Origin of the sequence: Lentzea sp. HUAS TT2 (assembly GCF_051853195.1) — a bacterium.
Classification (GTDB): Bacteria; Actinomycetota; Actinomycetes; order Mycobacteriales; family Pseudonocardiaceae; genus Lentzea.
This window is the reverse complement of sequence record NZ_CP196667.1, coordinates 1,741,983-1,765,132: the sequence shown is the minus strand read 5'-3', so window position 1 is coordinate 1,765,132 and position 23,150 is coordinate 1,741,983. Positions and strand designations below refer to the sequence as shown.

Annotated in this window: 18 protein-coding genes and 1 riboswitch; of the genes, 5 read left to right on the top strand and 13 right to left on the bottom strand. The window is 68.5% G+C overall.

What is annotated here, in order from left to right:
- Window positions 1-13: 13 nt before the first annotated feature.
- The 8 genes from ACSHWB_RS08580 to ACSHWB_RS08545 form a co-directional block, all read right to left on the bottom strand.
- Complete coding sequence (locus tag ACSHWB_RS08580; protein WP_439661549.1) at window positions 14-193, bottom strand: DUF6104 family protein; 180 nt, start codon at window positions 191-193, stop codon at window positions 14-16.
- 79 nt (window positions 194-272) lie between these two features.
- Window positions 273-3,965: a multifunctional oxoglutarate decarboxylase/oxoglutarate dehydrogenase thiamine pyrophosphate-binding subunit/dihydrolipoyllysine-residue succinyltransferase subunit gene (locus ACSHWB_RS08575; RefSeq protein WP_439661548.1), complete on the bottom strand. Its 3,693-nt coding sequence runs from the start codon at window positions 3,963-3,965 to the stop codon at window positions 273-275.
- A 316-nt stretch (window positions 3,966-4,281) separates the two neighbouring features.
- Complete coding sequence (locus ACSHWB_RS08570) at window positions 4,282-5,100, bottom strand: hypothetical protein (protein WP_439661547.1); 819 nt, start codon at window positions 5,098-5,100, stop codon at window positions 4,282-4,284.
- Between the two features lie 247 nt (window positions 5,101-5,347).
- Window positions 5,348-9,088 carry an ABC transporter ATP-binding protein gene (locus tag ACSHWB_RS08565; protein WP_439661546.1) on the bottom strand — a complete coding sequence of 1,247 codons (3,741 nt, stop codon included), beginning with the start codon at window positions 9,086-9,088 and terminating at the stop codon, window positions 5,348-5,350.
- A 26-nt stretch (window positions 9,089-9,114) separates the two neighbouring features.
- Window positions 9,115-9,987: a hypothetical protein gene (locus ACSHWB_RS08560; protein WP_439661545.1), complete on the bottom strand. Its 873-nt coding sequence runs from the start codon at window positions 9,985-9,987 to the stop codon at window positions 9,115-9,117.
- Entirely contained in the window at window positions 9,987-10,943 is a 957-nt protein-coding gene (locus ACSHWB_RS08555; RefSeq protein ID WP_439661544.1) for an ABC transporter ATP-binding protein, read from the bottom strand. The genes ACSHWB_RS08560 and ACSHWB_RS08555 overlap by 1 nt, the downstream gene beginning before the upstream one ends.
- Window positions 10,944-10,965: 22 nt before the next feature.
- The gene (locus ACSHWB_RS08550) at window positions 10,966-11,403 is read right to left on the bottom strand and encodes a hypothetical protein (protein ID WP_439661543.1); all 438 of its coding nucleotides are present in this window, start codon (window positions 11,401-11,403) and stop codon (window positions 10,966-10,968) included.
- Window positions 11,403-11,585 carry a hypothetical protein gene (locus tag ACSHWB_RS08545; protein ID WP_045312139.1) on the bottom strand — a complete coding sequence of 61 codons (183 nt, stop codon included), beginning with the start codon at window positions 11,583-11,585 and terminating at the stop codon, window positions 11,403-11,405. Before ACSHWB_RS08545 ends, ACSHWB_RS08550 begins: the two co-directional genes overlap by 1 nt.
- A gap of 442 nt (window positions 11,586-12,027) precedes the next feature.
- Between ACSHWB_RS08545 and ACSHWB_RS08540 the strand changes: the two genes are divergently transcribed.
- Window positions 12,028-13,476 (top strand): MFS transporter, encoded by a 1,449-nt coding sequence (locus ACSHWB_RS08540; protein WP_439661542.1) that lies wholly within the window; start codon window positions 12,028-12,030, stop codon window positions 13,474-13,476.
- Window positions 13,477-13,485: 9 nt separating this feature from the next.
- Window positions 13,486-14,166, top strand: coding sequence for a TetR/AcrR family transcriptional regulator (locus ACSHWB_RS08535; RefSeq protein ID WP_401036978.1), 681 nt, complete (start codon window positions 13,486-13,488; stop codon window positions 14,164-14,166).
- Between the two features lie 55 nt (window positions 14,167-14,221).
- On the opposite strand, the gene ald is transcribed toward ACSHWB_RS08535, so the two are convergent.
- A complete protein-coding gene (gene ald / locus ACSHWB_RS08530; RefSeq protein ID WP_439661541.1) occupies window positions 14,222-15,334 on the bottom strand; it encodes an alanine dehydrogenase in 1,113 nt (370 codons plus the stop codon).
- Between the two features lie 223 nt (window positions 15,335-15,557).
- Window positions 15,558-15,650, top strand: a riboswitch (glycine riboswitch).
- A 64-nt stretch (window positions 15,651-15,714) separates the two neighbouring features.
- On the opposite strand from ald, the gene gcvH reads away from it, so the two are divergent.
- Both gcvH and ACSHWB_RS08520 read left to right on the top strand, forming a co-directional pair.
- A complete protein-coding gene (gcvH, locus tag ACSHWB_RS08525; RefSeq protein ID WP_439661540.1) occupies window positions 15,715-16,098 on the top strand; it encodes a glycine cleavage system protein GcvH in 384 nt (127 codons plus the stop codon).
- A 44-nt stretch (window positions 16,099-16,142) separates the two neighbouring features.
- Entirely contained in the window at window positions 16,143-17,507 is a 1,365-nt protein-coding gene (locus ACSHWB_RS08520) for an L-serine ammonia-lyase (RefSeq protein WP_439661539.1), read from the top strand.
- Here ACSHWB_RS08520 and ACSHWB_RS08515 read toward each other — a convergent pair.
- The 3 genes from ACSHWB_RS08515 to ACSHWB_RS08505 all read right to left on the bottom strand — a co-directional run bounded on the left by ACSHWB_RS08515 (window position 17,494) and on the right by ACSHWB_RS08505 (window position 20,589).
- Window positions 17,494-18,114, bottom strand: coding sequence for a hypothetical protein (locus tag ACSHWB_RS08515; protein WP_439661538.1), 621 nt, complete (start codon window positions 18,112-18,114; stop codon window positions 17,494-17,496). The genes ACSHWB_RS08520 and ACSHWB_RS08515 overlap by 14 nt on opposite strands.
- 31 nt (window positions 18,115-18,145) lie before the next feature.
- The gene (locus ACSHWB_RS08510) at window positions 18,146-18,499 is read right to left on the bottom strand and encodes a winged helix-turn-helix transcriptional regulator (RefSeq protein WP_439661537.1); all 354 of its coding nucleotides are present in this window, start codon (window positions 18,497-18,499) and stop codon (window positions 18,146-18,148) included.
- A 1,439-nt stretch (window positions 18,500-19,938) separates the two neighbouring features.
- Entirely contained in the window at window positions 19,939-20,589 is a 651-nt protein-coding gene (locus tag ACSHWB_RS08505) for a TVP38/TMEM64 family protein (protein ID WP_439661536.1), read from the bottom strand.
- A gap of 70 nt (window positions 20,590-20,659) precedes the next feature.
- Here ACSHWB_RS08505 and ACSHWB_RS08500 point away from each other — a divergent pair, with 70 nt between their 5' ends.
- Window positions 20,660-21,064: a hypothetical protein gene (locus ACSHWB_RS08500; protein WP_439661535.1), complete on the top strand. Its 405-nt coding sequence runs from the start codon at window positions 20,660-20,662 to the stop codon at window positions 21,062-21,064.
- Here ACSHWB_RS08500 and ACSHWB_RS08495 read toward each other — a convergent pair.
- Window positions 21,061-22,938 carry an ABC1 kinase family protein gene (locus tag ACSHWB_RS08495; protein ID WP_439661534.1) on the bottom strand — a complete coding sequence of 626 codons (1,878 nt, stop codon included), beginning with the start codon at window positions 22,936-22,938 and terminating at the stop codon, window positions 21,061-21,063. The genes ACSHWB_RS08500 and ACSHWB_RS08495 overlap by 4 nt on opposite strands.
- Between the last annotated feature and the right edge of the window lie 212 nt (window positions 22,939-23,150).

Sequence of the window (23,150 nt, the reverse complement as noted above, 5' to 3'; positions counted from 1 at the left end):
ACGCGAGCCTTCGTCAGTCCTCGAAGTCGTCGTCGTCCCGCGCCAGGAACGTGGCGAGGCGCTCGACGGGCGTCTCGAAGTCCGGGTTGGCGTCGACGAACTCGCGCAGCTTGTCGGCGAGCCACGCGAACGTGACCTCCTCCTCGCCGCGCCGCTTCTCGAGCTCCTCGATGCCGCGATCGGTGTGGTACATGGCGGAAACTCCTGTGTCGTCTCAGAAAACGAGCCGCCGGACCCAGTCGGATCCGGCGGCTCGTCCGTTCAGAAAGGACTTACTCGAACGCGCGCGTGATGATCTCGCGCTGCTCGACCTCGTGCACCTTGCTCGAACCGGCCGACGGGGCTGCCATCGGGCGGCGCGACACGCGGCGGACGACACCCAGGTGCTCGGGCAGCAGCTCCGGCAGGGCCAGGCCGTAGAACGGCCAGGCACCCTGGTTCGCCGGCTCCTCCTGGACCCAGCGGACGTCCTTCGCGTTCGGGTAGCGCTCCAGGGTCTCGGTCAGCTTGCGGGCCGGGACCGGGTAGAGCTGCTCGACACGCACGATCGCCACGTCGCCGCCGCCGCGCTTCTCGCGCTCGGCGTGCAGCTCGTAGGAGATCTTGCCGCTGCACAGCAGGACCTTCGTGACCGCGTTCGGGTCCTTGATCGTGGGGTCGTCGATGACCGACTGGAAGCGGTCGCTGATGAACTCCTCGGTCCCGGACACCGCGGCCTTGAGGCGCAGCATGGACTTCGGCGTGAACACGATCAGCGGCCGGTCGACGCCGTCGAGGGCGTGGCGACGCAGCAGGTGGAAGTAGTTCGCCGGCGTCGACGGCACCGCGACGGTCATCGAGCCCTCGGCGCACAGCTGCAGCCAGCGCTCGATGCGGCCCGACGTGTGGTCGGGACCCTGGCCCTCGTGGCCGTGCGGCAGCAGAATCACGACGTCGGAACGCTGACCCCACTTGGCCTCACCGGACGAGATGAACTCGTCGATGATCGGCTGCGCGCCGTTGACGAAGTCACCGAACTGCGCCTCCCACAGCACCAGCGCCTGCGGGTTCGCCACCGAGTAGCCGTACTCGAAGCCGACGGCCGCGAACTCCGACAGCACCGAGTCGTAGACCATGAACTTGCCCTGGTCGTCGGACAGGTGCTGCAGCGGCGTGTGCTCCGCGCCCGTCTTGCGGTCGATCAGGGTCGCGTGGCGCTGCACGAACGTGCCGCGGCGCGAGTCCTGGCCTGCCAGGCGGACGTTGCGGCCCTCGATCGCGAGCGAGCCGAACGCGAGCAGCTCGGCGAACGCCCAGTCGATGCCACCCTCGCGCGCCATCTTGGCGCGGCGCTCGAGCACCGGCTTGACGCGGGCGTGCGGGGTGAAGCCCTCCGGCAGGTTCACGTGGGCGTCCGCGATGTGCTCCAGCACCTCGCGGCTGATGCCCGTGGGCAGCTTCGCCGGGATCTGCTGCTCGGCCTCCACCGACGGGCTGACCGTCACCGGGTGCTTCTCGAGCTCGCGGACCTCGTTGAAGACGTGCTCCAGCTGGCTGGAGAAGTCCTGCAGCGCCTTCTCGGCCTCTTCGACCGTGATGTCGCCGCGGCCGATCAGGGACTCGGTGTAGGTCTTGCGCACCGAGCGCTTCTGGTCGATCACGTCGTACATCGCCGGCTGCGTCATCGAGGGGTCGTCGCCCTCGTTGTGGCCGCGGCGGCGGTAGCAGACCATGTCGATCACGACATCCTTGGCGAACGCCTGGCGGTACTCGACGGCCAGCTTCGCGACCCAGTAGCAGGCCTCGGGGTCGTCGCCGTTCACGTGGAAGACCGGCGAGCCGATCATCTTCGCGACGTCGGTCGAGTACTTCGAGGACCGCGAGTTCTCCGGCGCGGTGGTGAAGCCGACCTGGTTGTTCACGACGATGTGGACCGTGCCGCCGGTGCGGTAACCGCGGACCAGCGCCAGGTTCAGCGTCTCGGCCACGACACCCTGACCGGCGAACGCCGCGTCACCGTGCATGGCGACCGGCAGCACCGGGAAGAAGTCGCCGCCCTTGTCGAGCAGGTCCTGCTTGGCGCGCACGATGCCCTCGAGCACCGGGTCGACCGCCTCGAGGTGCGACGGGTTCGCCGTCAGCGACACCTTGGTCTCGCCGTCGCCGAACATCCGGAAGTACTTGCCCTCGGCACCGAGGTGGTACTTCACGTCGCCGGAGCCGTGCGCCTGACCGGGGTCGAGGTTGCCCTCGAACTCGCGGAAGATCTGCGAGATCGGCTTGCCGACGATGTTCGCGAGGACGTTGAGGCGGCCGCGGTGCGGCATGCCGATGACGACCTCGTCGAGCTCGTGCTCGGCGGCCTTGTCGAGCACCGCGTCGAGCAGCGGGATGACGGTCTCGCCACCCTCGAGCGAGAAGCGCTTCTGGCCGACGTACTTCGTCTGCAGGAACGTCTCGAACGCCTCGGCGGCGTTCAGCTTGCTGAGGATGTACTTCTGCACGGTGGCCGGCGGCTTCTCGTGCGGAACCTCGACGCGCTCCTGGATCCAGCGGCGCTCTTCGGGCTCGAGGATGTGCATGTACTCGACGCCGACGGTGCGGCAGTACGAGTTGCGCAGCACACCCAGGATGTCGCGGAGCTTCATCCGCTCCTTGCCGGCGAAGCCGCCGACCGGGAACTCGCGGTCCAGGTCCCACAGCGTCAGGCCGTGGCTGAGCACGTCCAGGTCGGCGTGGGAGCGCTGGCGGTAGTTCAGCGGGTCCGTGTCGGCCATCAGGTGGCCGCGGGTGCGGAACGCGTCGATCAGCTCGATGACCCTGGCGGTCTTGTCGACAGCGCCCTCGGGAATGTCGGCGACCCAGCGGATCGGCTCGTAGGGCAGCCGCAGCGACGCGAAGATGTCGTCGTAGAAGCCGTCCTCGCCGAGCAGCAGCTGGTGCACGCGCTTGAGGAACTCGCCCGACTCCGCACCCTGGATGATGCGGTGGTCGTACGTGGAGGTCAGCGTGATGATCTTGCTGACGCCCATGTCGGTGAGGGCCTGCTCGCTGGTGCCCTGGAAGTGCGCGGGGTACTCCATGGCGCCGACGCCGATGATCGCGCCCTGACCGGCCTGCAGCCGCGGCACCGAGTGGTTCGTGCCGATCGTGCCGGGGTTGGTCAGCGAGATCGTGGTGCCGGAGAAGTCGTCCGCGGTCAGCGACCCACCGCGGGCCTTGCGGATCAGGTCCTCGTAGGCCTGCCAGAACTGCGTGAACGTCATGTTCTCGCAGCCCTTGACCGACGCGACGACCAGCGTGCGGCTGCCGTCCTTGGCCGGGAGGTCGATCGCCAGGCCGAAGTTGACGTGCTCCGGCGTGACGACGAACGGCTTGCCGTCGACCTCGGCGTAGTGCCGGTTCATGTTCGGGAACGCCTGCAGCGCCCGCACCACCGCGTAGCCGATGACGTGCGTGAAGGAGACCTTCCCGCCACGCGTCCGCTTCAGGTGGTTGTTGATGACGATGCGGTTGTCGGCCAGCAGCTTCGCGGGCACGGCACGCACGCTGGTCGCGGTCGGAACGGTGAGCGACAGCTCCATGTTCTTCGCGATCGCGGCGGAGGCACCACGCAACTGCTTCTGCTCGGGCTGCGCGCTCGGCTTCACCGGGGCTGCCTTCGCGGCCTGCTGCGGCGCGGGCTTGCCGGTCGACGGCAACGTGGCCGCCGGCTTCGGCTGCGACTGCGCGGCAGGCTTGGGGGTGGCAGCGGGCGCGGCCTTGCCGTTGTCGGCGGCCGGCGGCGTCACGGTCGCGGTCGTGGTGGCAGTGGAGCCACCCGCGCTGACCGTGGCGGTGCCGTTACCGCCCGCTCGCTTGTAGTCGGCAAAGAAGTCGTGCCATGCCGGGTCTACGGATGACGGGTCCGCGAGGAACTGCTCGTACATCTCCTCGACGAGCCATTCGTTGGGCCCGAACTGTGACGCAGGACTGCTGCTGGACACGGCTGTCGCTCGCCTCTATCCATCTCGCTCTTGGTGTTGACTCATGCGGTAGTCAGGTTAGTCCCCCTGGCACACGCCTTCACACGCTGGAGGCACCTGGCAAGGAGTGCTCAGTCACAGGATCGATCAGGACGGCCCCGGCGTCACCCGCAGTTGAGCAGTTCTTGATGTGCGTCTCGCTACGCGGCCTCCCTTTCGGGTAATGCTCACTGACCTGTTGGACGGGCATACGCACTGAGCGCACTGATCAGTTCACGATAGGTACTACCCACTCGCTCTGCGGACTGATCTTGTTTTTCTCTTGGCCTGGTCTTGTTCACGCCAGTGAACGCTTGATCGAGGCTGTGAACGCTCGGGTGAAGGCTGCCCTGGTCTCGTCCGTCGTGCGGTCCAGCGACAGGTACGGGTTCAGGTCCTCCAGCTCGACCAGCAGCAGGTCACCGCCCTGCGTCCGGCACGCGTCGACCCGCTGCACGCCGTGGTCCAGCGCGTTCCAGTCGATGAACTTGTGCGCGAACTCCAGATCTTCCTGGTTGGGTGTGTACCGCGTGAGCTCCCAGCGCTTGGCCGGGTCCGGCGCGTGCAGGGCGTACTGGAAGTCGTGGTCCACGAAGTAGAACGACACCTCGTACCGGAAATCGATCTTGGGCTGGATGAGCAGGTCGCCGGCTTTGTTCGCGACTTCTTCGCGGGCGACGAACTCCAGCCCGTGCGAGTCGGCGCCCGTCTTGGGTTTCACGACGTAGGTGGCGGCCTGCGGGAGGCGGTCCAGCTCCGTGGCGTCGCCGACCGTGGGGATGACCGGGTAACCCTGCTCGGTCAGGTCGATCAGGTACTGCTTGCCGGCCATGTCGGCCTTGCCGGTGAGCGGGTTGTAGACGCGCTGGCCCGTGGCCTTCGCCCGCTCGCGGAACTGGTGGTAGGCGTCCAGGTAGTCGATCACCGGTCCGCTGTTGCGGACCACGACGGTGTCGAAGCCCGCCATCACGGCCGCGGCGTCCTCCGGGTGGCAGATGGCCAGGTCGAAGTGCTGCCTGAGGTGCGAGGTCAGGTAGATGTCCTCGTCGCAGTAGCGGCGGCCCCTGGCGGGGTAGGCGAGGTTGGAGACGTAGAGGACGGCGGGGCGGGTGGGCACGGCGCGGACTCCTTCGGCCTTCGGCCTTGCCGGGCTGGGGAGTTGGTTTCTACGTCATGGGGCGGGGGTGGGACGAGGGTTCGTGGTGGGGGCCACTGGGTGTGGGCGGGCATGGCGGCGCTTCTGCACCGCACGGGCCCGGTTCGTTGATGAGGGGAGCCTTCATCAACGTGGTGTCCGGGGTGAGGCGCGCATGCCTGGCCCGGCGGGGACAGCCGGGTTGCGGACAGAACTTCTGCCTGGGTGCTCAGGCGGCTTCTGGGGTGCCGCCGTGGCGCCAGAGGCGGGCGTAGGTGCCGTTGGCCGACAAGAGGTCGGCGTGCGTGCCCTGTTCGATGATCCGGCCGCCTGCCAGGACGACGATGCGGTCGGCCCTGGCGGCGGTGGCCAGGCGGTGGGCGACCACGAAGGTGGTTCTGGCGCCTGCCAGGTGGTCGCTGGCGGCGAGCACCGCCGACTCCGTGGCCGGGTCCAGGGCTGCTGTTGCCTCGTCCAGGAGTAGGAGGTCCGGGTTCACCAGTTCGGCTCTGGCCAGGGCTACTAGTTGGCGTTGGCCCGCGGAGAGGTGGTTGCCGCGTTCGCCCACCGGTTGGTGGAAGCCGTTCTGGAGCGTGGCGACCATGGGGAGGGCGCCTACGGATTCCGTTGCCCGCTGGATCTCTTGTTCTGTGGCGGTGGGGCGGCCGTAGGCGACGTTCGCGGCCAGGTCGCCGCCGAAGAGGTGGGCCTCCTGGGGGACCACGCCCAGGCGTTGGCGGTAGGCGGAAAGGTCGTAGGTGCGGACGTCCACGCCGTCCACCAGGACTGCGCCTGTGGTGGCGTCGTAGAAGCGGGCGACCAGCTTCACGAGGGTGGACTTGCCTGCGCCTGTCTCGCCTACCAGGGCGACGGTTTCGCCTGGGGCCACGTGCAGGGACACGTCGTCCAGTGCGGGGGTGTCGGCGCCTGGGTAGGTGAAGGTGACGTTGCGGAGTTCCACCTCGCCTCGCAGGCGGGGCGGGACCGGGACCGGTGTCGCTGGTGGTTCCACCGTGCTCGGGGTGCGGAGCAGGTCGCCGATCCTGCGCAGGCCCACCCTGGCCTGCTGGTAGCCGTCGAAGACGCCGGAGAGCTGCTGGATCGGGCTGAAGAACAGGCCCAGGTAAAGGAGGAACGCCAGCAGGACGCCTGGAGTCAGCGTGCCTGTGGCCACGCGGTGGGCGCCTACGGCGAGGACCACTGCTTGGGCCACGCCGGAGAGCATTGCCACGAAAGGGAAGTACGTGGCGATGTAGCGCTGGGCCCGCAGGCGGGTGCGGCGGTAGGCGTCGCTGCGTTCGGCGAAGGCCTCCGCTGAGCGGCGTTCCCGTGTGTAGGCCTGGGAGACGCGCAGGCCCGAGACGTTCTCCTGGAGGTCGGCGTTGACCGCGCTGACCCGTTCGCGGGCTTCTGCGTAGGCGGTGGAGGAGAGGCGTTGGAAGAGCACCGTTGCGACGGCCAGGATCGGGAGCACTGAGAGGGCGATCAGGGCCAGCGAGGCGTCGGTGAAGACGAGGGCCGCGGTGATGCCCACCACGGTGATCAGGCTGATCACGGCGGTGACGAGGCCGGTCTGCAGGAACGTCGAGAGGGCGTCGACGTCCGTCGTCATCCTCGTCATGATGCGCCCGGCCATCTCGCGCTCGTAGTAGTCGAGGCCCAGGCGTTGCAGGTGGGCGTAGCTGCGGACGCGCAGCAGGTAGAGCAGGCGCTCGCCGAGGCGGGCCGCGAAGACCGTGCTGCCCGCCGTCGTCAGCCAGCCCACGACGACCAGGCCGACGCCCAAGACCACGGCCTGCCACAGCGACGACTCGGCGCCGCCCACCACGCCGCCGTCGATGCCCAGCCGCACCAGCGACGGCATGCCCATGCCGACCAGCGCGTCCAGCACGACCAGGGCGCCCACCCCGCCCAGGGCCCAGCGCACCGGGCGCAGGAGACGGGTCAAGCGGAAGGCGGGATCGGGTGCGCGCGGGTCTTCGCCGTGCAGCACCGGGATCTCGGTGGCCGGGGGGAGCTTGCGGACCTGGGCCAGCAGTTCCGGCGTGGGTGGGCCGCCGGCCAGCGCGGACATCCCGCCGCCGCCGGCGCCGCCGCCCCCACCTCCGCGGCGGGCACCCGCCGCGGGCGTGCTGGTCCTGGCCTCGGCGATCAGGCGCTCGTCCAGCTCCTCCTGCGACAGCTTCGGCCACAGCTCGCCGGTCCGCGCGGGCGCGGTGGACTCGATCGCCTCGCCGGGACCCGCCAGCAGGTCCCGGTAGAGGGAGCAGCGCGCGGTCAGCTCGGCGTGCGTGCCGATGTCGATCACACGGCCCGCGTCCAGGACCGCGATCCGGTCTGCCAGCGAGAGCGTGGAACGCCGGTGTGCCACCAGCAACGTCGTGCGGTTGGCCGTGACCGAGGCCAGCGTCGCGTGGATCGCGGCCTCGGTCGCGTTGTCCACCGCCGACGTCGCGTCGTCCAGCACGAGTACCCGCGGATCGGACAGCAGCGCGCGGGCCAGGGCGACGCGCTGGCGCTGGCCGCCGGACAGGGTGAGGCCGCGTTCGCCGACCACCGTGTCGTAGCCGAGCGGCAGCGCCTCGATGAAGTCGTGGGCCTCCGCGGCCTTCGCGGCGCGCTCGACCTCCTCCCGCGACGCGTCAGGACTGCCGTACGCGATGTTCGAGAACACCGTGTCGGAGAAGAGGAAGGCCTCCTCGAACACCACGCCCACCGTGCCGCGCAACGACTCCAGCCGCAACGTCCGCACGTCCGCGCCACCGACCCGCACGGCACCCGAGTGCACGTCGTAGAAACGGGGCAGCAGCAAGGAGACCGTCGACTTGCCAGAGCCGGACGTGCCGACCAGCGCCAGCGTCTCGCCCGGCTCCACGGTGATCGAGAAGTCCCGCAGGACGGGTTCGCTGCGCGCGTACCCGAACGTCACGTCCGAGAACGAGATCCCGAGCGGGCCGTCGGGCACCTCGCCGGGGCCGTCCGTCACGTCCGGCTGCGAGTCGATCAGCTCGTAGACCCGCTCCACCCCGGCGCGCGCCAGCTGCGCGGACACCATCAGGCTCGACAGCAGCCGCGTCGGGCCCACGAGGTTCGCCACGTACGTCGTGAACGCCAGGAACGTGCCCAGCGTGACCTGGCCGTGCAACGCCAGCCAGCCGCCCAGCCCCAGCACCGCGACCTGGCCGAGCAACGGCAGCGCCGTCACGGTGGCGAGCGGCTTCGACGACAACCGGGCGGCCCGCATCCGTTCCGCGAACAGGAACTTGGCGTGCTTCTCCAGCCGGGCGACCTCGCGCGCCTCCTGGCCGAAGCCCTTCACCACGCGGACGCCGGTGACGGTCTCCTCGACGTGCTGCGCCAGATCAGCCGCCCGCTGCTGCGCCGACCACGTGGCGGGGAACAGCGTCAGCCGGGTGCGGCCCGCGAGCCACGCCACCAGCGGCAGCACGATCACCGCGATGATCGTCAGCGGGATCGACAGGTAGATCATCGCCGCGAGCGCGGCCACCGCGAACACCACGGTGCCCACGGCCAGCGGCGCCATCATCAGCAGCGACTGCACCAGCTGCAGGTCGGTGATCGAGCGCGACACGATCTGCCCGGTCCGCAGCTCGTCCTGCTTCGCGCCGTCGAGCCGCTGCACCGCCGAGAACACGCCGAGCCGCAGGTCGTGCTGCACGCCCAGCGCCAGCCGCCCGCCCAGATAGCGGCGTAAGAACGCCGACCCGAACGTGAGCACCTCGAGCACGATCAGCGCGGCCATGAGCGGCCACAGCCGATCGGTGCGGCCCACCGTCGAGTCGTCGATCGCCGTCTTGAGCAGCAACGGCCCCGCCGCCTGCAGACCCACGCCGACGACCGCGGCGAGCACCGACAGCACCACCAGGCGGGGGTGCTGCCAGCACGCCGCGGACAGTCGGCGGATCCAGCCCTTTGTCACGGGACCCACAGTACGTTCGGGGTCCGACATAAAACTGTGACGTCAGGAACTGCAGGTCAGGTGATGTCCTTGGCCTGCGAGACGGCCCAGCCGCCCGCGAACACGACACCGGCCCAGCCGAGGAACACGATCCCGGACAGCCACCAGTCCTGAGCACCCGCGGCACCGGCGATCGCCCGCAGCACGTTCTCGATCTCCGGTGGCACGACCCCCGCCGCGGACAGGAAGAGGTCCACCGCGACCGACCCGGTCAGCCCGTTGATCGACCCGTTCGGCAGGAAGCCGATCACCGCCGGCACCTCGAGGTAGGCGAGCACGCCGTGCAGCACGTTCTCGATCACCACGAAGTACAGCAGCAGGAGCACGATCGCCCCGGCCACGTTCGGGATGAGCGCGCCCACGCCGACGCCGAACATCGTCATCAGGATCGACGACAGCACGCAGACGAGCGTCAGCATCACCCAGCCACCGGCGTCCGGCAGCTGCCCGGAGTCGCTGGTGATCACCACGCCGATGCCGAGGAACAGCATGATCGCGACGCCGTAGATCGCGCCCCACAGGACGTAGACCAGCATCTTCGCCAGCAGCGCGTGCATCCGCGACGGCGCAGTGAGGAACGTGGTGGTGATCGTCCGCCTGCTGATCTCACCCGAGATCGCCATCGCGCCGAAGATCATCGGGAAGATCGTCGAGATGTTGATCGCCCGCGCCATGCCGAACAGCGAGACCTTCCACTGGTCCGGCGTGACCCCGATGAAGTCCGAGACCTCGTCGACGTCACCGCTCGCCGCGAAGTCCACGAAGAACTGGCCCAGCAGGCCGGTCGCGAGCCCCCAGCCGAGCGCCAGCACCGCGGTCGGGATCAGCAGACCCCACCACAGACCGGTCGTCGTCGTCTTGCGGAGCTCCGCCTGTACGAGGTTGCCCATCAGGCCCAACCACCCTGCTGCTGGTACGGGTTCTGCGCCGGCGCGTTCCCGGCGTACTGACCACTGGTGAGCTGGAAGAACAGCCGCTCGAGGTCGACCTGCTCCTCCTGGATGCCGTAGATCGAGACGCCCGCCTGCAACGCGGTGTCGGCGACCTGCCGCGAGTCCACACCGGACACCGCGAGTCTGCCGTCGGGCAGCTGTTCGATCGCCTGCACACCGGCGGCTCGAAGAGCCATCGCCAACGCGTTGAGGTCCGACGGCTGCACGAGGACGCGCCGCTGCTGCGACTGCCGCAACTGGTCCAGCGGCCCGTAGAACATCGTCTGCCCGCGCGAGATGATCACGACCTGGTCGACGGTCTGCTCGACCTCCGCCAGAAGATGGCTGGAGATCAGCACCGTGCGTCCCATGCGCGCGTACGACTGCAGGAACGTCCGCAGCCACGCGATGCCCTCGGGGTCGAGGCCGTTCGCGGGTTCGTCCAGCACCAGCACCTGCGGGTCGCCGAGCAACGCCGTGGCCAGCGCCAGTCGCTGCTTCATGCCGAGCGAGAACCCGCCCACCTTGCGATCGGCGGCGGTGCCCAGGCCGACCAGGCCGAGGACCTGGTCGGCCTGCGCGTCCGGCACGCCGATGGCCGACGCGTACACGCGCAGGTGGTTGCGGGCGGAACGCGCCGGGTGGAACCCCTGCGCCTCCAGCACCGCACCCACCACGCGGCCGGGTTGGCCGAGCTGGTGGAACGGTCGTCCGTTGATCGTCGCCGTGCCGCTCGTCGGCTTGACGAGACCCAGCAGCATGCGCAGGGTCGTCGTCTTGCCGGCACCGTTCGGGCCGAGGAAGCCCGTCACGCTGCCGGGTGACACGGTGAAACTCAGGTTGTGCACGGCCGTGACAGAACCGAACTGCTTGGACAGGTTCTGGACCGCGATGAGGCCGCTGCCGTCATGCATGCGGCCCATCCTGCCTGAAACGTCACTCCGGCAAGGCGTGCTTGGGACGAGACACGACGGGCGCGCGGTGCACCACTGATGGATCACTCGCCAGGATCGGCAGTTCAGTGGTCATCTCCGCCGGAGTCTCCTCCGGCAGTTCGATAACACCTGATCGAGTGAAAGGGTTGCGCAACGGCCGCCGCCGTTCGCGATGGGGCAGCCCCTCGCCGATCAGGTGCTGGTGCGCCATGTTCCAGATCTGGCAAGGCCAACGGCGCCGGCGCAGCCACCCCGGACAGGCCTTGCAGCGGCCGTCCTCGTCCGGCTGGTGCACGGTCAGCAGCAACCGCCAGCCGTCCGCAAGGCGGTGGATCTCCGCGCGGGCCAGCGGAACCAGTGCCTCGGCCTCTCCGTGCTCCGCGACTTTGTCCAGCAATGCCAAGCGTTGCAGCACCGCGTCGCGCAGGGTCTCGTCCATCACATCTTCGCCGTGGCCTGGTCGAGCAAGGAGCCCAGCCGCCGCGTCTGAGTGGCGGACATCACAGCGGTCTCGCCCGGTGGCGTGACCAGCAGGACCCTGTCGTTCTCGACCAGGACGGTCATCGATCTGTCCCGACCGAACGGGTCGTGGCAGTGGATCCATCCCTGTGGTTCAGCCATGGAATCTCCCTTCGAGGGACACCCGACTCCGTCTTCATCGGCCGAACCCCCTGCTCGCCGCACCGCGCAGCAGCGAATTCACTCGTTTGCTGGACGGGCCGGACACGGGCGGTGGTCCACTCGGGGAAACTTTTGGGTCGCGTTTCGGTGGGGGTGCTGGGCGCGCCTGCCTCAAGCCCGCTATATTTGGACACGGCGGCCCCGCTCCCAGTGACCCCCAGGCTGGTTGAGCGCGGCCGCCCTTTACGTGGCGGGCTCTGGCGCATCGACCTTTGGTCGATTTCGCCAGAGCCCGCAGTGCTTATCGGGGGACACCCCCGCGCCCCCGGGCTTTCTTCCTCCTTTTGCTCCGCATGTACTTGCGCTCGCTCTGCGCGAAATCCCGTTGCGTCCCGCCCTCTCGTACGCTGTAAGTTCCTCGTACACCGTAAGGGGGAGGAACATGACTTCGACGATTGAGAAGACCGGGGTGCACCCGCATCCCCAGCGCTGGGCGGTGCTCGGCGTGCTCTGCCTGTCCGTGATGGTCGTGGTGCTGGACAACACCGTGCTCAACGTGGCGATCCCGTCGATCTCCACCGGCCTGGACGCCAGCACCGCGGACATCCAGTGGATGATCAACGCCTACTCGCTGGCGCTGGCGGGCCTGCTGCTCACGACCGGGTCGCTCAGCGACAGGTTCGGCCGCAAGCGCGCACTGCTGGCAGGCCTGGTCCTGTTCGGCACGGGCAGCGCGGTCGCGGCCTACGCGGGTTTGTCCGAGGCGCTGATCGCGGCACGCGGGTTCATGGGCATCGGCGCCGCGGTGCTGATGCCGGGCACGCTGGCCGTGCTGATGCAGCTGTTCGACGACAGGGAACGCCCGAAGGCCATCGGCATCTGGGCCGCCGTCACGAGCCTCGGCTTCGCGGCGGGGCCGGTGATCGGCGGCGCGCTGATCAAGCACTTCTGGTGGGGCTCGGTGTTCCTGATCAACGTGCCGGTGGCGGTCCTCGCGATCGCGGCCGTGGTGATGCTGGTACCGGAGTCCAAGGACCCGGCCGTGCGCAAGCCGGACGTGCTCGGCTCGATCCTGTCGATCATCGGCATGGTGTCGATCGTGTACGCGGTGATCGAGGTGCCGGAGCACGGGTTCGGCTCCTCGGAGTTCGGCGTTCCGGTCGTGATCGGCCTGGTCACGATGACGGGTTTTGCCCTGTGGGAACGGCACACCGCCGACCCGATGCTCGACCTCGGGTTCTTCCGGAACCGCCGCTTCACCGGCGCGGTGGCGTCGGGCGTGCTCGCCGCGTTCGGCATGGCGGGCTCGCTCTTCCTGCTGACACAACACCTTCAGGGCGTGCTCGGCTACAGCCCGTTGGAGGCGGGTGTGCGGGTGGCGCCGATGGCGATCGCGTTGCTCGTCACCAGCAACACGTTGGGACAGCTGGTGATCAAGCTCGGCGCGGGCACGGCGATGCTGCTCGGCATGACGATCGTCGCGGCCGGCGTGGCATTGCTGTCGATCGGCACGACCTACCCGCCGACGCTGGCCGGTCTGATCCTGATCGGCGTGGGTGTCGGTGTGTCCCAACCGGTCGCGGTCAACGCGCTGATGGGCTCGATCCCGCCGGAACGCGCCGGCATCGCGTCCGGGCTGTCGGGCACGCTGACCGAGCTGGGCTCCTCGTTCGGCATCGCGGTGCTCGGCGCGCTGCTGTCGGCGCGGTTCGTGGCCTCGCTGCCGGACGGCGTTCCAGGACGGTCTTTGAGCGAGGCGCTGCACAGCGGCGCGGACATCACCGTCGTGCGCGAGGCGTTCTCCAACGGCATGAGCGTGAGCCTCGCGATCGGGGCGATCGCCGTGTTCCTGGGAGGTGTTGTGGCCAGCGTGCTGCTGCGGCGTGCCTAGGATCGGCCTGTGGAGAGCGTGTGGTTCGGCAAGCCCAGGCCCAGCAGCGGTCAGCCCCTCGGCCTGAGCCGGGAGGCGATCGTCCGCAAGGCGCTGGAGATGCTGGACCGGGACGGCATGCAGAAGCTCTCCATGCGCAAGCTCGCGGCGGAACTGGGCGCGGCGCCCATGTCGCTGTACTGGCACGTGCCGACCAAGGACGCGCTGATCGAGCTCTGCCTGGACGAGATCTACGGCGAGTTCCCGCTGCCGGGCCCCGAGGACGACTGGGAGACGGCTGTGCGCGCGATGATGCACGCGATGCGTCATCTCGCGCACAAGCACCCGTGGTGGGTCCGGGGCATCGGCGAGTTCAACAGCATCGGCCCGAAGGCCGTGGCGATGAGCGACGCGATGTTCGAACCGATGACGAGGGCAGGTCTGTCGCTGCCCGCGGCGGCGCGGTCGATCTCGACGATCTCCAGTTTCGCCATCGGGTACGCGATCGCCGAGGTCAACTTCGTGGCGCGCGGCGGCATGGACTCGCCGCCGCCGGACCTGCCGAAGATCGCGGACCTGTACCGGGAGAAGCACCCGAACTACGTCAGGATGCTGGACGAACCGGAGCTGTGGTCGCTGGAGGGGCAGTTCGAGTTCGGCCTCGACTGCGTGATCGACGGCATCAAGGCGCGCGTCGAGGCCCTCAGATAGGCGAAACCCCCGCAGCGATTGACGCGTGCGGGGGCCTCATTCATTCAGTTGGCTTTCAGACCACGGACTCCAGCGGCGTGTGCAGCAGGCCGGTCGCCTCGGCCACCGGGCCGTTGGTCAGCAGACCGGCGTGCACGTTCAGGCCCAGGGCCAACGAACGGTCGTCCTTGAGCGCCTTCTCCCAGCCCTTGTCGGCCAGCGCGACCGCGTACGGCAGCGTCACGTTGGTCAGCGCGTAGGTCGAGGTGCGCGGGACGGCGCCCGGCATGTTCGCGACGCAGTAGAACACCGAGTTGTGGACCTCGTAGGTCGGCTCGGCGTGCGTGGTGGCGCGGGAGTCCTCGAAGCAACCGCCCTGGTCGATGGCGATGTCGACGAGTACCGAACCCGGCTTCATGTCCGCGACGAGCGCGTTCGACACGAGCTTCGGGGCCGCGGCACCGGGGACGAGCACGGCGCCGATGACCAGGTCGGCCTCGCGGACGGCCTGCTCGATGGCGAACGAGTTCGAGGCCAGCGTGCGCAGACGGCCCTGGAACTGGGCGTCGATCTGGCGCAGGCGGTCGACGTTGGTGTCGAGGATCTGCACGTCCGCGCCCATGCCGACGGCGATGGTGGCGGCGTTGACGCCGGCCACGCCACCGCCGATGACGACCACGCGGGCAGGGGCGACACCGGGGACGCCGCCGGGCAGCACGCCGCGGCCACCGGAGGGCTTCATCAACGAGTACGCGCCGACCTGCGGGGCCAGGCGGCCCGCGACCTCGGACATCGGGGCGAGCAGCGGCAGCGAGCGGTTCGGCAGCTGCACGGTCTCGTAGGCGATGGCCGTGGTGCCGGACGCGAGCAGCGCCTCGGTCAGCGGCTTGTCGGCGGCGAGGTGCAGGTACGTGAAGAGGGTCTGGCCGGCGCGGAGACGGGGGTACTCCTCGGCGATCGGCTCCTTGACCTTGAGAACCAGGTCACCTTCCGCCCACACGTCGTCGGCGGTCGGGAGGATCTTGGCGCCCGCGGCGAGGTACTCCTCGTCGGTGATCGCGGAACCGAGACCGGCGCCCTGCTCGACGTACACGTCGTGCCCGCGGCTGGTCAGTTCGTGCGCACCGGCAGGCGTGAGAGCGACGCGGTACTCGTGGTTCTTGATCTCGCGGGGAACTGCGATCCGCACGATGACTCCTCCGTTCGGTGGCCGACATCTCATAATGTGGGCCAGTCGCAAGGTCATGTCACTGTGCGGTTCGCACTATCCGGTACCCCTCTGGTTGTTCATCTAGGACAGAGCGACCTGAGCCTCGTTCGCGTTCGGGTCGACCGTCTCGCGTTGACACTCGGCGGGGGCGCACATAGCGTTCGCGCCGAGAACTGAACACCGGCCGCGGCGCGCAAGCGTCAGAACCCGAGTGGGAGAGACCTCGACGAACCGGTCGGGGCGCCGAAGGGGCAAGCTCCCGCACACTCTCAGGCAGCAAGACCGCTCGGGGTAGGCAACTCTGCACGGCGGAGGGGGCGCAAGTTTCCTGACCCGTCACAGCCAGAGGAGTCGTCGCCGTGGAGTTCCCCGAGAACCTGCTCTACACCGCCGAGCACGAGTGGGTCGACTGGACGCCGGGCACCCAGGACCCGCTGACCTGCGGAATCACCGAGTACGCCGCTGATGCGCTCGGTGACATCGTCTTCGTCCAGCTGCCCGACGTCGGTGCCAAGGTCGTCACCAACGCGGTCTGCGGCGAGCTGGAGTCCACCAAGTCCGTCAGCGACCTGTTCTCGCCCGTCACCGGTGAGGTGATCGAGGTCAACAGCGCCGTCGTGGACGACCCGGCGATCGTGAACAGCGACCCGTACGGCGCCGGCTGGCTGTTCAAGGTCCGCGTCGAGTCGGCCGAGAACCTGCTCACGGCGGCGAAGTACGCCGAACTCACGCAGAGCAGTTGATTCTGGGCATGACTGACCGCCCCACCACCACGAAGGACTGATCAGTGGCGATCAGCGTTTTCGACCTCTTCTCCGTCGGCATCGGACCGTCCAGCTCGCACACGGTCGGCCCGATGCGCGCGGCCGCGATGTTCGTCGAGAAGCTCGGCGCGCGTGTGTCCGAAGTGGACCGCGTGCACGTCGAGCTGTTCGGCTCACTGGGTGCGACCGGTCACGGTCACGGCAGCCCCAAGGCCGTGTTCCTGGGCCTCGAAGGCAACCACCCGGAGGAAGTCGATCCCACCGCCGCGGCCCACCGCGTCGAGGAGATCATCTCCGGCGGACGGCTCAAGCTCGGCGGTGCGCATGAGATCGGCTTCGTGCACGACCGCGACCTCGTCATGCACCGCCGCAAGTCACTCCCGTTGCACCCCAACGGGATGAGCTTCGAGGCGTTCGCCGGCGGCAAGCCGGTCGAGCACGCCGTCTACTACTCGATCGGCGGCGGTTTCGTCGTCGACGAGAACGCGTCGGGCACCGACCGCATCAAGCCGGACTCGACGCCGCTGGCACATCCGTTCCTGACCGGCGACGAGCTCCTCGCGCGGTGTCGCGAGACCGGCCTGTCGATCAGCGAGATCATGATGGCCAACGAGCTGTCGTGGCGCACGGAAGCCGAGGTCCGCCAAGGACTTCTGCACATCTGGCACGTCATGCAGGAATGCGTCGAACGCGGCTGCAACGAGCACGGCGTCCTGCCCGGCGGCCTGAAGGTCCGCCGGCGTGCCGCCGAGATGCGCAAGACGCTGGAGAAGGAGCACTTCGTCACCGACCCGTTGCGGGTCATGGACTGGGTGACCCTCTTCGCGCTGGCGGTCAACGAGGAGAACGCGGCGGGCGGCCGTGTCGTCACCGCACCGACCAACGGCGCGGCCGGCATCGTCCCGGCGGTCCTGCACTACTACACGAAGTTCGTGCCAGGGGCGTCCGACGACGGCGTGGTTCGCTTCCTCCTGACGGCAGGTGCGATCGGCGTGCTGTTCAAGGAGAACGCGTCCATCTCCGGCGCCGAGGTCGGCTGCCAGGGAGAGGTCGGCTCGGCCTGCTCGATGGCCGCCGGAGGTCTCGCCGAGGTGCTCGGCGGCACCCCCGAACAGGTCGAGAACGCCGCCGAGATCGCCATGGAGCACAACCTCGGCCTGACGTGCGACCCGATCGGCGGGCTGGTGCAGATCCCGTGCATCGAACGCAACGCGGTCGCGTCGATCAAGGCCATCACGGCCGTGCGCATGGCCTTGCGCGGCGACGGCTCGCACTTCGTCTCGCTGGACAAGGTCATCAAGACCATGCGGGACACCGGCAAGGACATGTCGGTGAAGTACAAGGAGACGGCTCGCGGCGGACTCGCCGTGAACGTCATCGAGTGCTGACGTCCGCCAGCATGTCGATCTGGTACACCGCCCACTGCGCGCTCTCGCCATCCACTTCGGACAGACGGGCGCGCAGTGAGGCGGTGAGCAGCCACTCCCGGATCGGGTCGCCGGGCTCCGGCCAGAGATCCCAACTGGCGGCGGACCGTCCGCTGCCGGCCAGCAAGTCGTAGGACCAGTCCCGGGCGAGCTCCGCGACGACCGCCGGGGGAAGGCCGTCGACGACGCGCAGCCACGGGCTCACGTCCTGATCCATCTGGGCCGCGGCCCAGATCAGCTCGGCGACCTCTAGCCTGCGCTCCTCGTTGCCGGCGGCGCGGACGACGGTCTCGGTGAGCAGCGATCGCAGCGCGATCTGCTCGTTCTCCGGCCAGCGGGACACCCCTGCCCACGTCAGGCCTTGGGTGAGCCAGCTCTCGGGGGTGTGGTCCAGCATGCCGACGATCCTGGGCGCGAAACGGCGCCAGGCGAGTTCGTACTCGTCCTGGTCGAAGTGGTCGTAGACCTCCCTCGCGAACTTCCGCAGGAGGTCGTCAGGAACCAGCGCCGGATCCCCGTCGAGCTGGTCCAGCTCGGCTTGGTTCCAGCAGCGCAAACAGCCGTTCATGCAGCCAGGTTAAGCAGCCGGGACAAGCGGATTACCGGGCGTCGTACGCCTTCTGCGCCTCGAGCACCTCAGGCATCCGGCCCTCCAGCAGGTGGATCAACGACAGCAGCCGCTCGGCCGTGTCGCGGCCCAGCGGCGTGAGGCTGTAGTCGACGCGCGGCGGGTTCGTGTTCTGGGCCTCGCGGTGCACGAGACCGTCCCGCTCCAGCGCCTGCAACGTCTGGGACAGCATCTTCTCGCTGACCCCGTCGACGCGGCGGCGCAGCTCGTTGAAGCGCAGCTGACCGTCGGCGAGCGCGGTCAGCGTCAGGCTGCCCCACCTGCCGGTGATGTGCTCCAGCGTGGGACGCGACGGGCACGCTTTCGCGAACACGTTGTAGTCCATGTCGGCATCATACCTGGTCAAAACGCTAACTGAAAGTAAGTGTGAGAGCTCTCCGCGTCAGGAGAGCTCCCACACCTCAGAACGGCCAGGTCGCGTTCTGACCTGCTTCGAGCAAGGGGATCGCCTTGAAGGTGGCGTCCGTCAGGCCGCCGAACTCGTGCCGGTCGCTGTGTCGATGGTGTGCGCGGCGTGCTGGTCGCCACCGAGGTTGATGCCGATCACTGACACCCTTGCCGGATTCGGCCATGAGCCGCGCGTAGACGAACTCGGCCGCGCCGCTACAGTCGGCCTTGCATTTCCGTTTGCGTAGCTGACGGCTACTTCTTCGAAATTAACCCGTCGTCGGCAATCCTGATCTCGGGAGCGCGCAACTTCACATGTACCCGGTGCGAGCGAATCCTGTCTTCGCGTCCATGCTGGCACGGGCTAGTGGCTTAAGACGCTTGTTGCCTTATGCCGTCGTGACCTCGGGCCACGTGTGAGGCTGTTCGCTCCCCTTCCGTCGAAGGTCTGAGCCTTGCCCTCTCCGCGCGTCGATCCACATCCATGTGAGCACTGTGGGACAACTACGCGTAACCCGCGCTTCTGTGGCAATGCCTGTCATCTCATCGGTACCCAGGTACAGCGATCGGCACGACTGCGCAAGCCCCGTCCAACGTGCCCTCAGTGCGGTGTCGGTGCCGTCGTTCGTGGTGCGAAGACTTGTAGCCGACCGTGTTCAGACGCAATGCGCCGTCGTCAGCCCGACCCATGCCGCCGATGTGGGTCATGTGAGCGGGTCGGGCGCCGTCGTGGAGGACCGTACTGCTCGTGGGCATGCTTCAACGAGGACCGGTACGAACGCACAGGCTCGTTTGCCAGATGGATCACAGCGTGGACCTCGGGTCAAGCCTCGGGGACGACCGAGGACGGAAAGCCCGACGACCGAGTGCGGCAAGCCCTCGTGTTCCTTCGCGGACAGCAGTGCGAGGAATGCGGGTGGGCCAAGATCAACCCGGTCAGCGGACGAGTGCCACTGCACGTCGATCACATCACAGGGGACCGAAAGAGGAACCGGCCGCACGAGGTGCGACTGCTTTGTCCCAACTGTCACTCGTTGACGACCAACTACCAGCACCTCAACAATCCCGATGTCGCACCAGTTCGCGTGCAACAAAGCCGGAGGTATCGAGAAACATGGCTAAGTCCAACTCCTGCGGCGTTTGTTCAGTCGTGATATCCCCGACTGTCACGGGCAACTTGTCAACCGCGACCAGGCGCGATGGCGGCTCTGACTTCGTGCGGTCGGATCAAGGGGAATTGGCCGCTCTGTCAACTGGGTTGCAGCCGCAAGAACGACCTGCGAGTCTCGGACTCGCAACCCATCCATTAGGAGTGGAAGCAGGCCTCTGCTGCGCACCGGGCGCTCATCAATACAACCACGCCGCGCAAGGGTTTTCCTAAGGCGCCGCCTTCACGAGCCGTCGCAGCATGTAGAACAGCCCGACCGTGAGCAGGAAACCCACGGCGCTGATCATCACGATCTGCTCGACGGTGTCGGCCTGCGATCCGGCGAACACGTAGGCGGCACAAATGGGGATGGTCCCGACGAGGGTGAACGACATGAAGGTCCGGAATGACACCCGTGACACCCCCGCGGACACCGACACCGTCTCCGCCATCATCGGGATACCGCGCGCCACGCCGAAGAACCAGGGCCCGAACTGACGGCCCCAGCGGCGCATTTCCGTGAGCTCCTCGATGGTCACCACCCGGCGCACCAACCACGGGCCCGCGAACCTCCCCAGGGCGTACCCTGCGGCAGAGGAACCCAGGGACCCGACGATCGCGAGTGCCAGCCCGATGGGCAGACCGAGTGCCGTTCCCGCCAGCACGATGAGCGGAGTCGACGGCACGGGCAGCAGCACGTCCACGACGAGCAGGGCGAAGATCGCCGCCGCCGCCCACAGCGGGTCGATGCCGCGCACCCACGTCACGACCCCTTCGAAGTCGATGAGGTCCAGCGCCTCGAACACGATCCAGCTCAGCAGCACGAAGCCGAGCACGACGGCCGGTATCCACTTCCACCGGACGCCCGTCTCATAACTCATCGGGTGATGGTCGCCCACGCCGATGCGCCGGACAATCCGCCAGTGGCGCAGGTTCCGCGAAGGGACACACATGAGTGACGATCTCGTGCCGTTTCTGGGGCACTGGGTGCTCGATCCGGCACGCTCCGCGTACACCGGTGGCACCCCTCCGCGAAGCGGCCACTACAACCTGAGGCTCGAGAACGACCGGCTGGTGGTCAGCATCGAGGGCGTGCTGGGCTCCGGCGACCCCATCCGGACCGGGTACACATTGGACCTGTGGCAGGACACACCGATGAGCGTCGGCCACGTCGACCGCGTGCGCACCGTCGTCGAGCCGCGACGGTTCTGCACGATCGCCTACGCGGGCGCGCAAGCGGTTGCGCGCGCCTGGCGGGTGCTCGGTCACCTCAACGAGATGACGGTCGTCCAGTCGGCACCGGACCAGTTCGGAGTGTGGCGCGACGACGTGTCGGTGTATCGGAGGCAGTTCTAGGAACGCGGCCTGAGCACCGTGACGACGACGCGAAGACCGAGCAGGACCGCGATGATCAGCAGGTTGTAGCCGAGCACCTGGTGCAGCCCGACGTCCGCCGAGATCCGCGGGCCGCCGGTCGAGCCGAGCAGCAGCACCGCCATCACGCCGGCGGTCGCGCCGAGCGCGGTCAGCATCACCTGGTGCAGCAGGCCGGTGATGAACGACCTGTCGCGTTCGTCCGCGAACAGCCTCATCGACATGCTCAGCCGGCCCTGCTCCATCGCCCCGGTGATCCGGTCGATCCGCCGCGGGAGGCGGCGCAGCATCGGCAGCACGGCCTGCAGCTCCTCGGCCATGGTCCGCTGCACCGACTCGGGCGTGAGGCGTTCGGAGATCTGCTCGGCGGCGAACGACCGCGACTCCACGACGATGTTGAAGCCCGGCGCGAGCACCGCCAGCGTGCCCTCCAGCGTCGCCAGGGCCCGGAACACGGCCGCGATCTCCGGCGGGACGGCGAGGCCGAACCGCGACACGATCAGGAACAGGTCGCCGAACATCTCCACGTCCGGCCGCATGCCCGCACCGAGGTGCCGGGCCATGAACTGCCCGAGCGCGCGCTCCAGCCGTTGCTCGTCGATGTCCTCCGGCCGTGAGGTCAGTTCCAGCAACGCGTCCGTCAGGCCCGCGGGATCACCGCGGTCGATGGCGAGCAGCAGCCGTTGCAACGCCGAGCGCAGCGCGGAGTCGATCCGGCCGACCGAGCCGAAGTCGAGCAGACCGAGGCGTCCGTCGGCCAGCAGCATGACGTTGCCGGGGTGCGGATCGGCGTGGAAGACGCCGTCCAGCATCACCTGGCGCAGCACGAACCGCAGGAGCGTGCGCGCGAGCCCCTCGTTCTCCGTGGCGCCGCGCAACGGCACCCCGTCGAGCCGGTCCATCACGAGCACGCGAGACGTCGACAGGTGGACGTGGGGCAGGCCGACGGACGAGTCCGACGCCGCCGCCACGGCCGTGATGTTGCGCGCCTCGATCTTGAAGTCGAGCTCCTCGCGCAGCGCCGCCGCGAACCCGGCCGCCAGGTCCCGGATCCCGAGCGCCGCGCCCCACCGCGTGCGCTGCAGCTTCTCGGCCAGGCGCGTGACGATGTCCAGGTCGCCCTCCGCCGTCGCACGGACGTCCGGGCGCTGGACCTTCACGACGACCTCGGCGCCGGACTTCAGCACGGCCCGGTGCACCTGCGCGATCGACGCCGCTGCCAGGGGTTCCGGATCGACCTCCTGGAACGCGTCGAGCCCGACCTCGGCGTCGAGCACCGCGCGCACCTGGTCCCACTTCGCCGGCGGCACCTTGTCCTGCAGCAGGCTCAGCTCGTCGACGAAGTCCTGCGGCAACAGGTCGGCGCGCGTCGACAGCACCTGCCCGAGCTTCACGAACGTCACGCCGGCGTCCTGCAACGCGAGCCGCAGCGACCGCGAGAGCCCCGTCGAGGTCCGCTCACGGCCGCGCAGGTAGGGCCCCAGGCCGTGCCGGACCGCGATCGCGGTGATCCGCGAGTACCGCCGGGTCCGTGCGATGCGGCGGCGCAGCATGCCCCACCACTCGGTGGGCGGCGGGATCGAGCCGGTCGGCACGATGATCTCCGCGAACGCCAGCAGCCCGATGACCACCAGGATCGACAGCCCCAGCTGCACGGTGACCAGCGCGGCGGACGGCTCAGTGCCGGCCTCGCCGTAGACGCTCGTCGCGATCGACATCGCGAGCAGGCACATCAGCGCGGTGCGGACCAGGCCGACGCGCAGGCCGAGAATTCGCCGCGCTGCCAGGGCCATGCCCATGACCAGCAGCAGGAAGGTGATCGGGAAGCCGATCGTGTAGACGAGGAAGTCCCCCATGATCGCAGCCTATGCACCGCTCTTGACTCAAGCAGACCGGTCGCGAAAGATCCGATGAATCGCCGCCAGCGTGGACCTGACCGCACAGTGAAGTGAGGTGTCCGGCAGTGGTCGAGCTCAACCGGCGTACGGTGATCGGAGGCGCATTAGCAGGGGTGGCGGGTAGTGCGCTGCTCTCTGGGAGTGCGTTCGGAAGTGATGGGTTCAGCTGG

Coding starts and splice junctions, on each gene's coding strand:
- ACSHWB_RS08565 (WP_439661546.1), bottom strand. CDS start 9,088: ATGTCGGACCCCGAACGTACTGTGGGTCCCGTGACAAAGGGCTGGATC.
- ACSHWB_RS08550 (WP_439661543.1), bottom strand. CDS start 11,403: ATGGACGAGACCCTGCGCGACGCGGTGCTGCAACGCTTGGCATTGCTG.
- ACSHWB_RS08580 (WP_439661549.1), bottom strand. CDS start 193: ATGTACCACACCGATCGCGGCATCGAGGAGCTCGAGAAGCGGCGCGGC.
- ACSHWB_RS08495 (WP_439661534.1), bottom strand. CDS start 22,938: ATGGGGGACTTCCTCGTCTACACGATCGGCTTCCCGATCACCTTCCTG.
- ACSHWB_RS08555 (WP_439661544.1), bottom strand. CDS start 10,943: ATGCATGACGGCAGCGGCCTCATCGCGGTCCAGAACCTGTCCAAGCAG.
- ACSHWB_RS08545 (WP_045312139.1), bottom strand. CDS start 11,585: ATGGCTGAACCACAGGGATGGATCCACTGCCACGACCCGTTCGGTCGG.
- ACSHWB_RS08500 (WP_439661535.1), top strand. CDS start 20,660: ATGAGTGACGATCTCGTGCCGTTTCTGGGGCACTGGGTGCTCGATCCG.
- ACSHWB_RS08540 (WP_439661542.1), top strand. CDS start 12,028: ATGACTTCGACGATTGAGAAGACCGGGGTGCACCCGCATCCCCAGCGC.
- ACSHWB_RS08505 (WP_439661536.1), bottom strand. CDS start 20,589: ATGAGTTATGAGACGGGCGTCCGGTGGAAGTGGATACCGGCCGTCGTG.
- ACSHWB_RS08560 (WP_439661545.1), bottom strand. CDS start 9,987: ATGGGCAACCTCGTACAGGCGGAGCTCCGCAAGACGACGACGACCGGT.
- ACSHWB_RS08515 (WP_439661538.1), bottom strand. CDS start 18,114: ATGAACGGCTGTTTGCGCTGCTGGAACCAAGCCGAGCTGGACCAGCTC.
- ACSHWB_RS08510 (WP_439661537.1), bottom strand. CDS start 18,499: ATGGACTACAACGTGTTCGCGAAAGCGTGCCCGTCGCGTCCCACGCTG.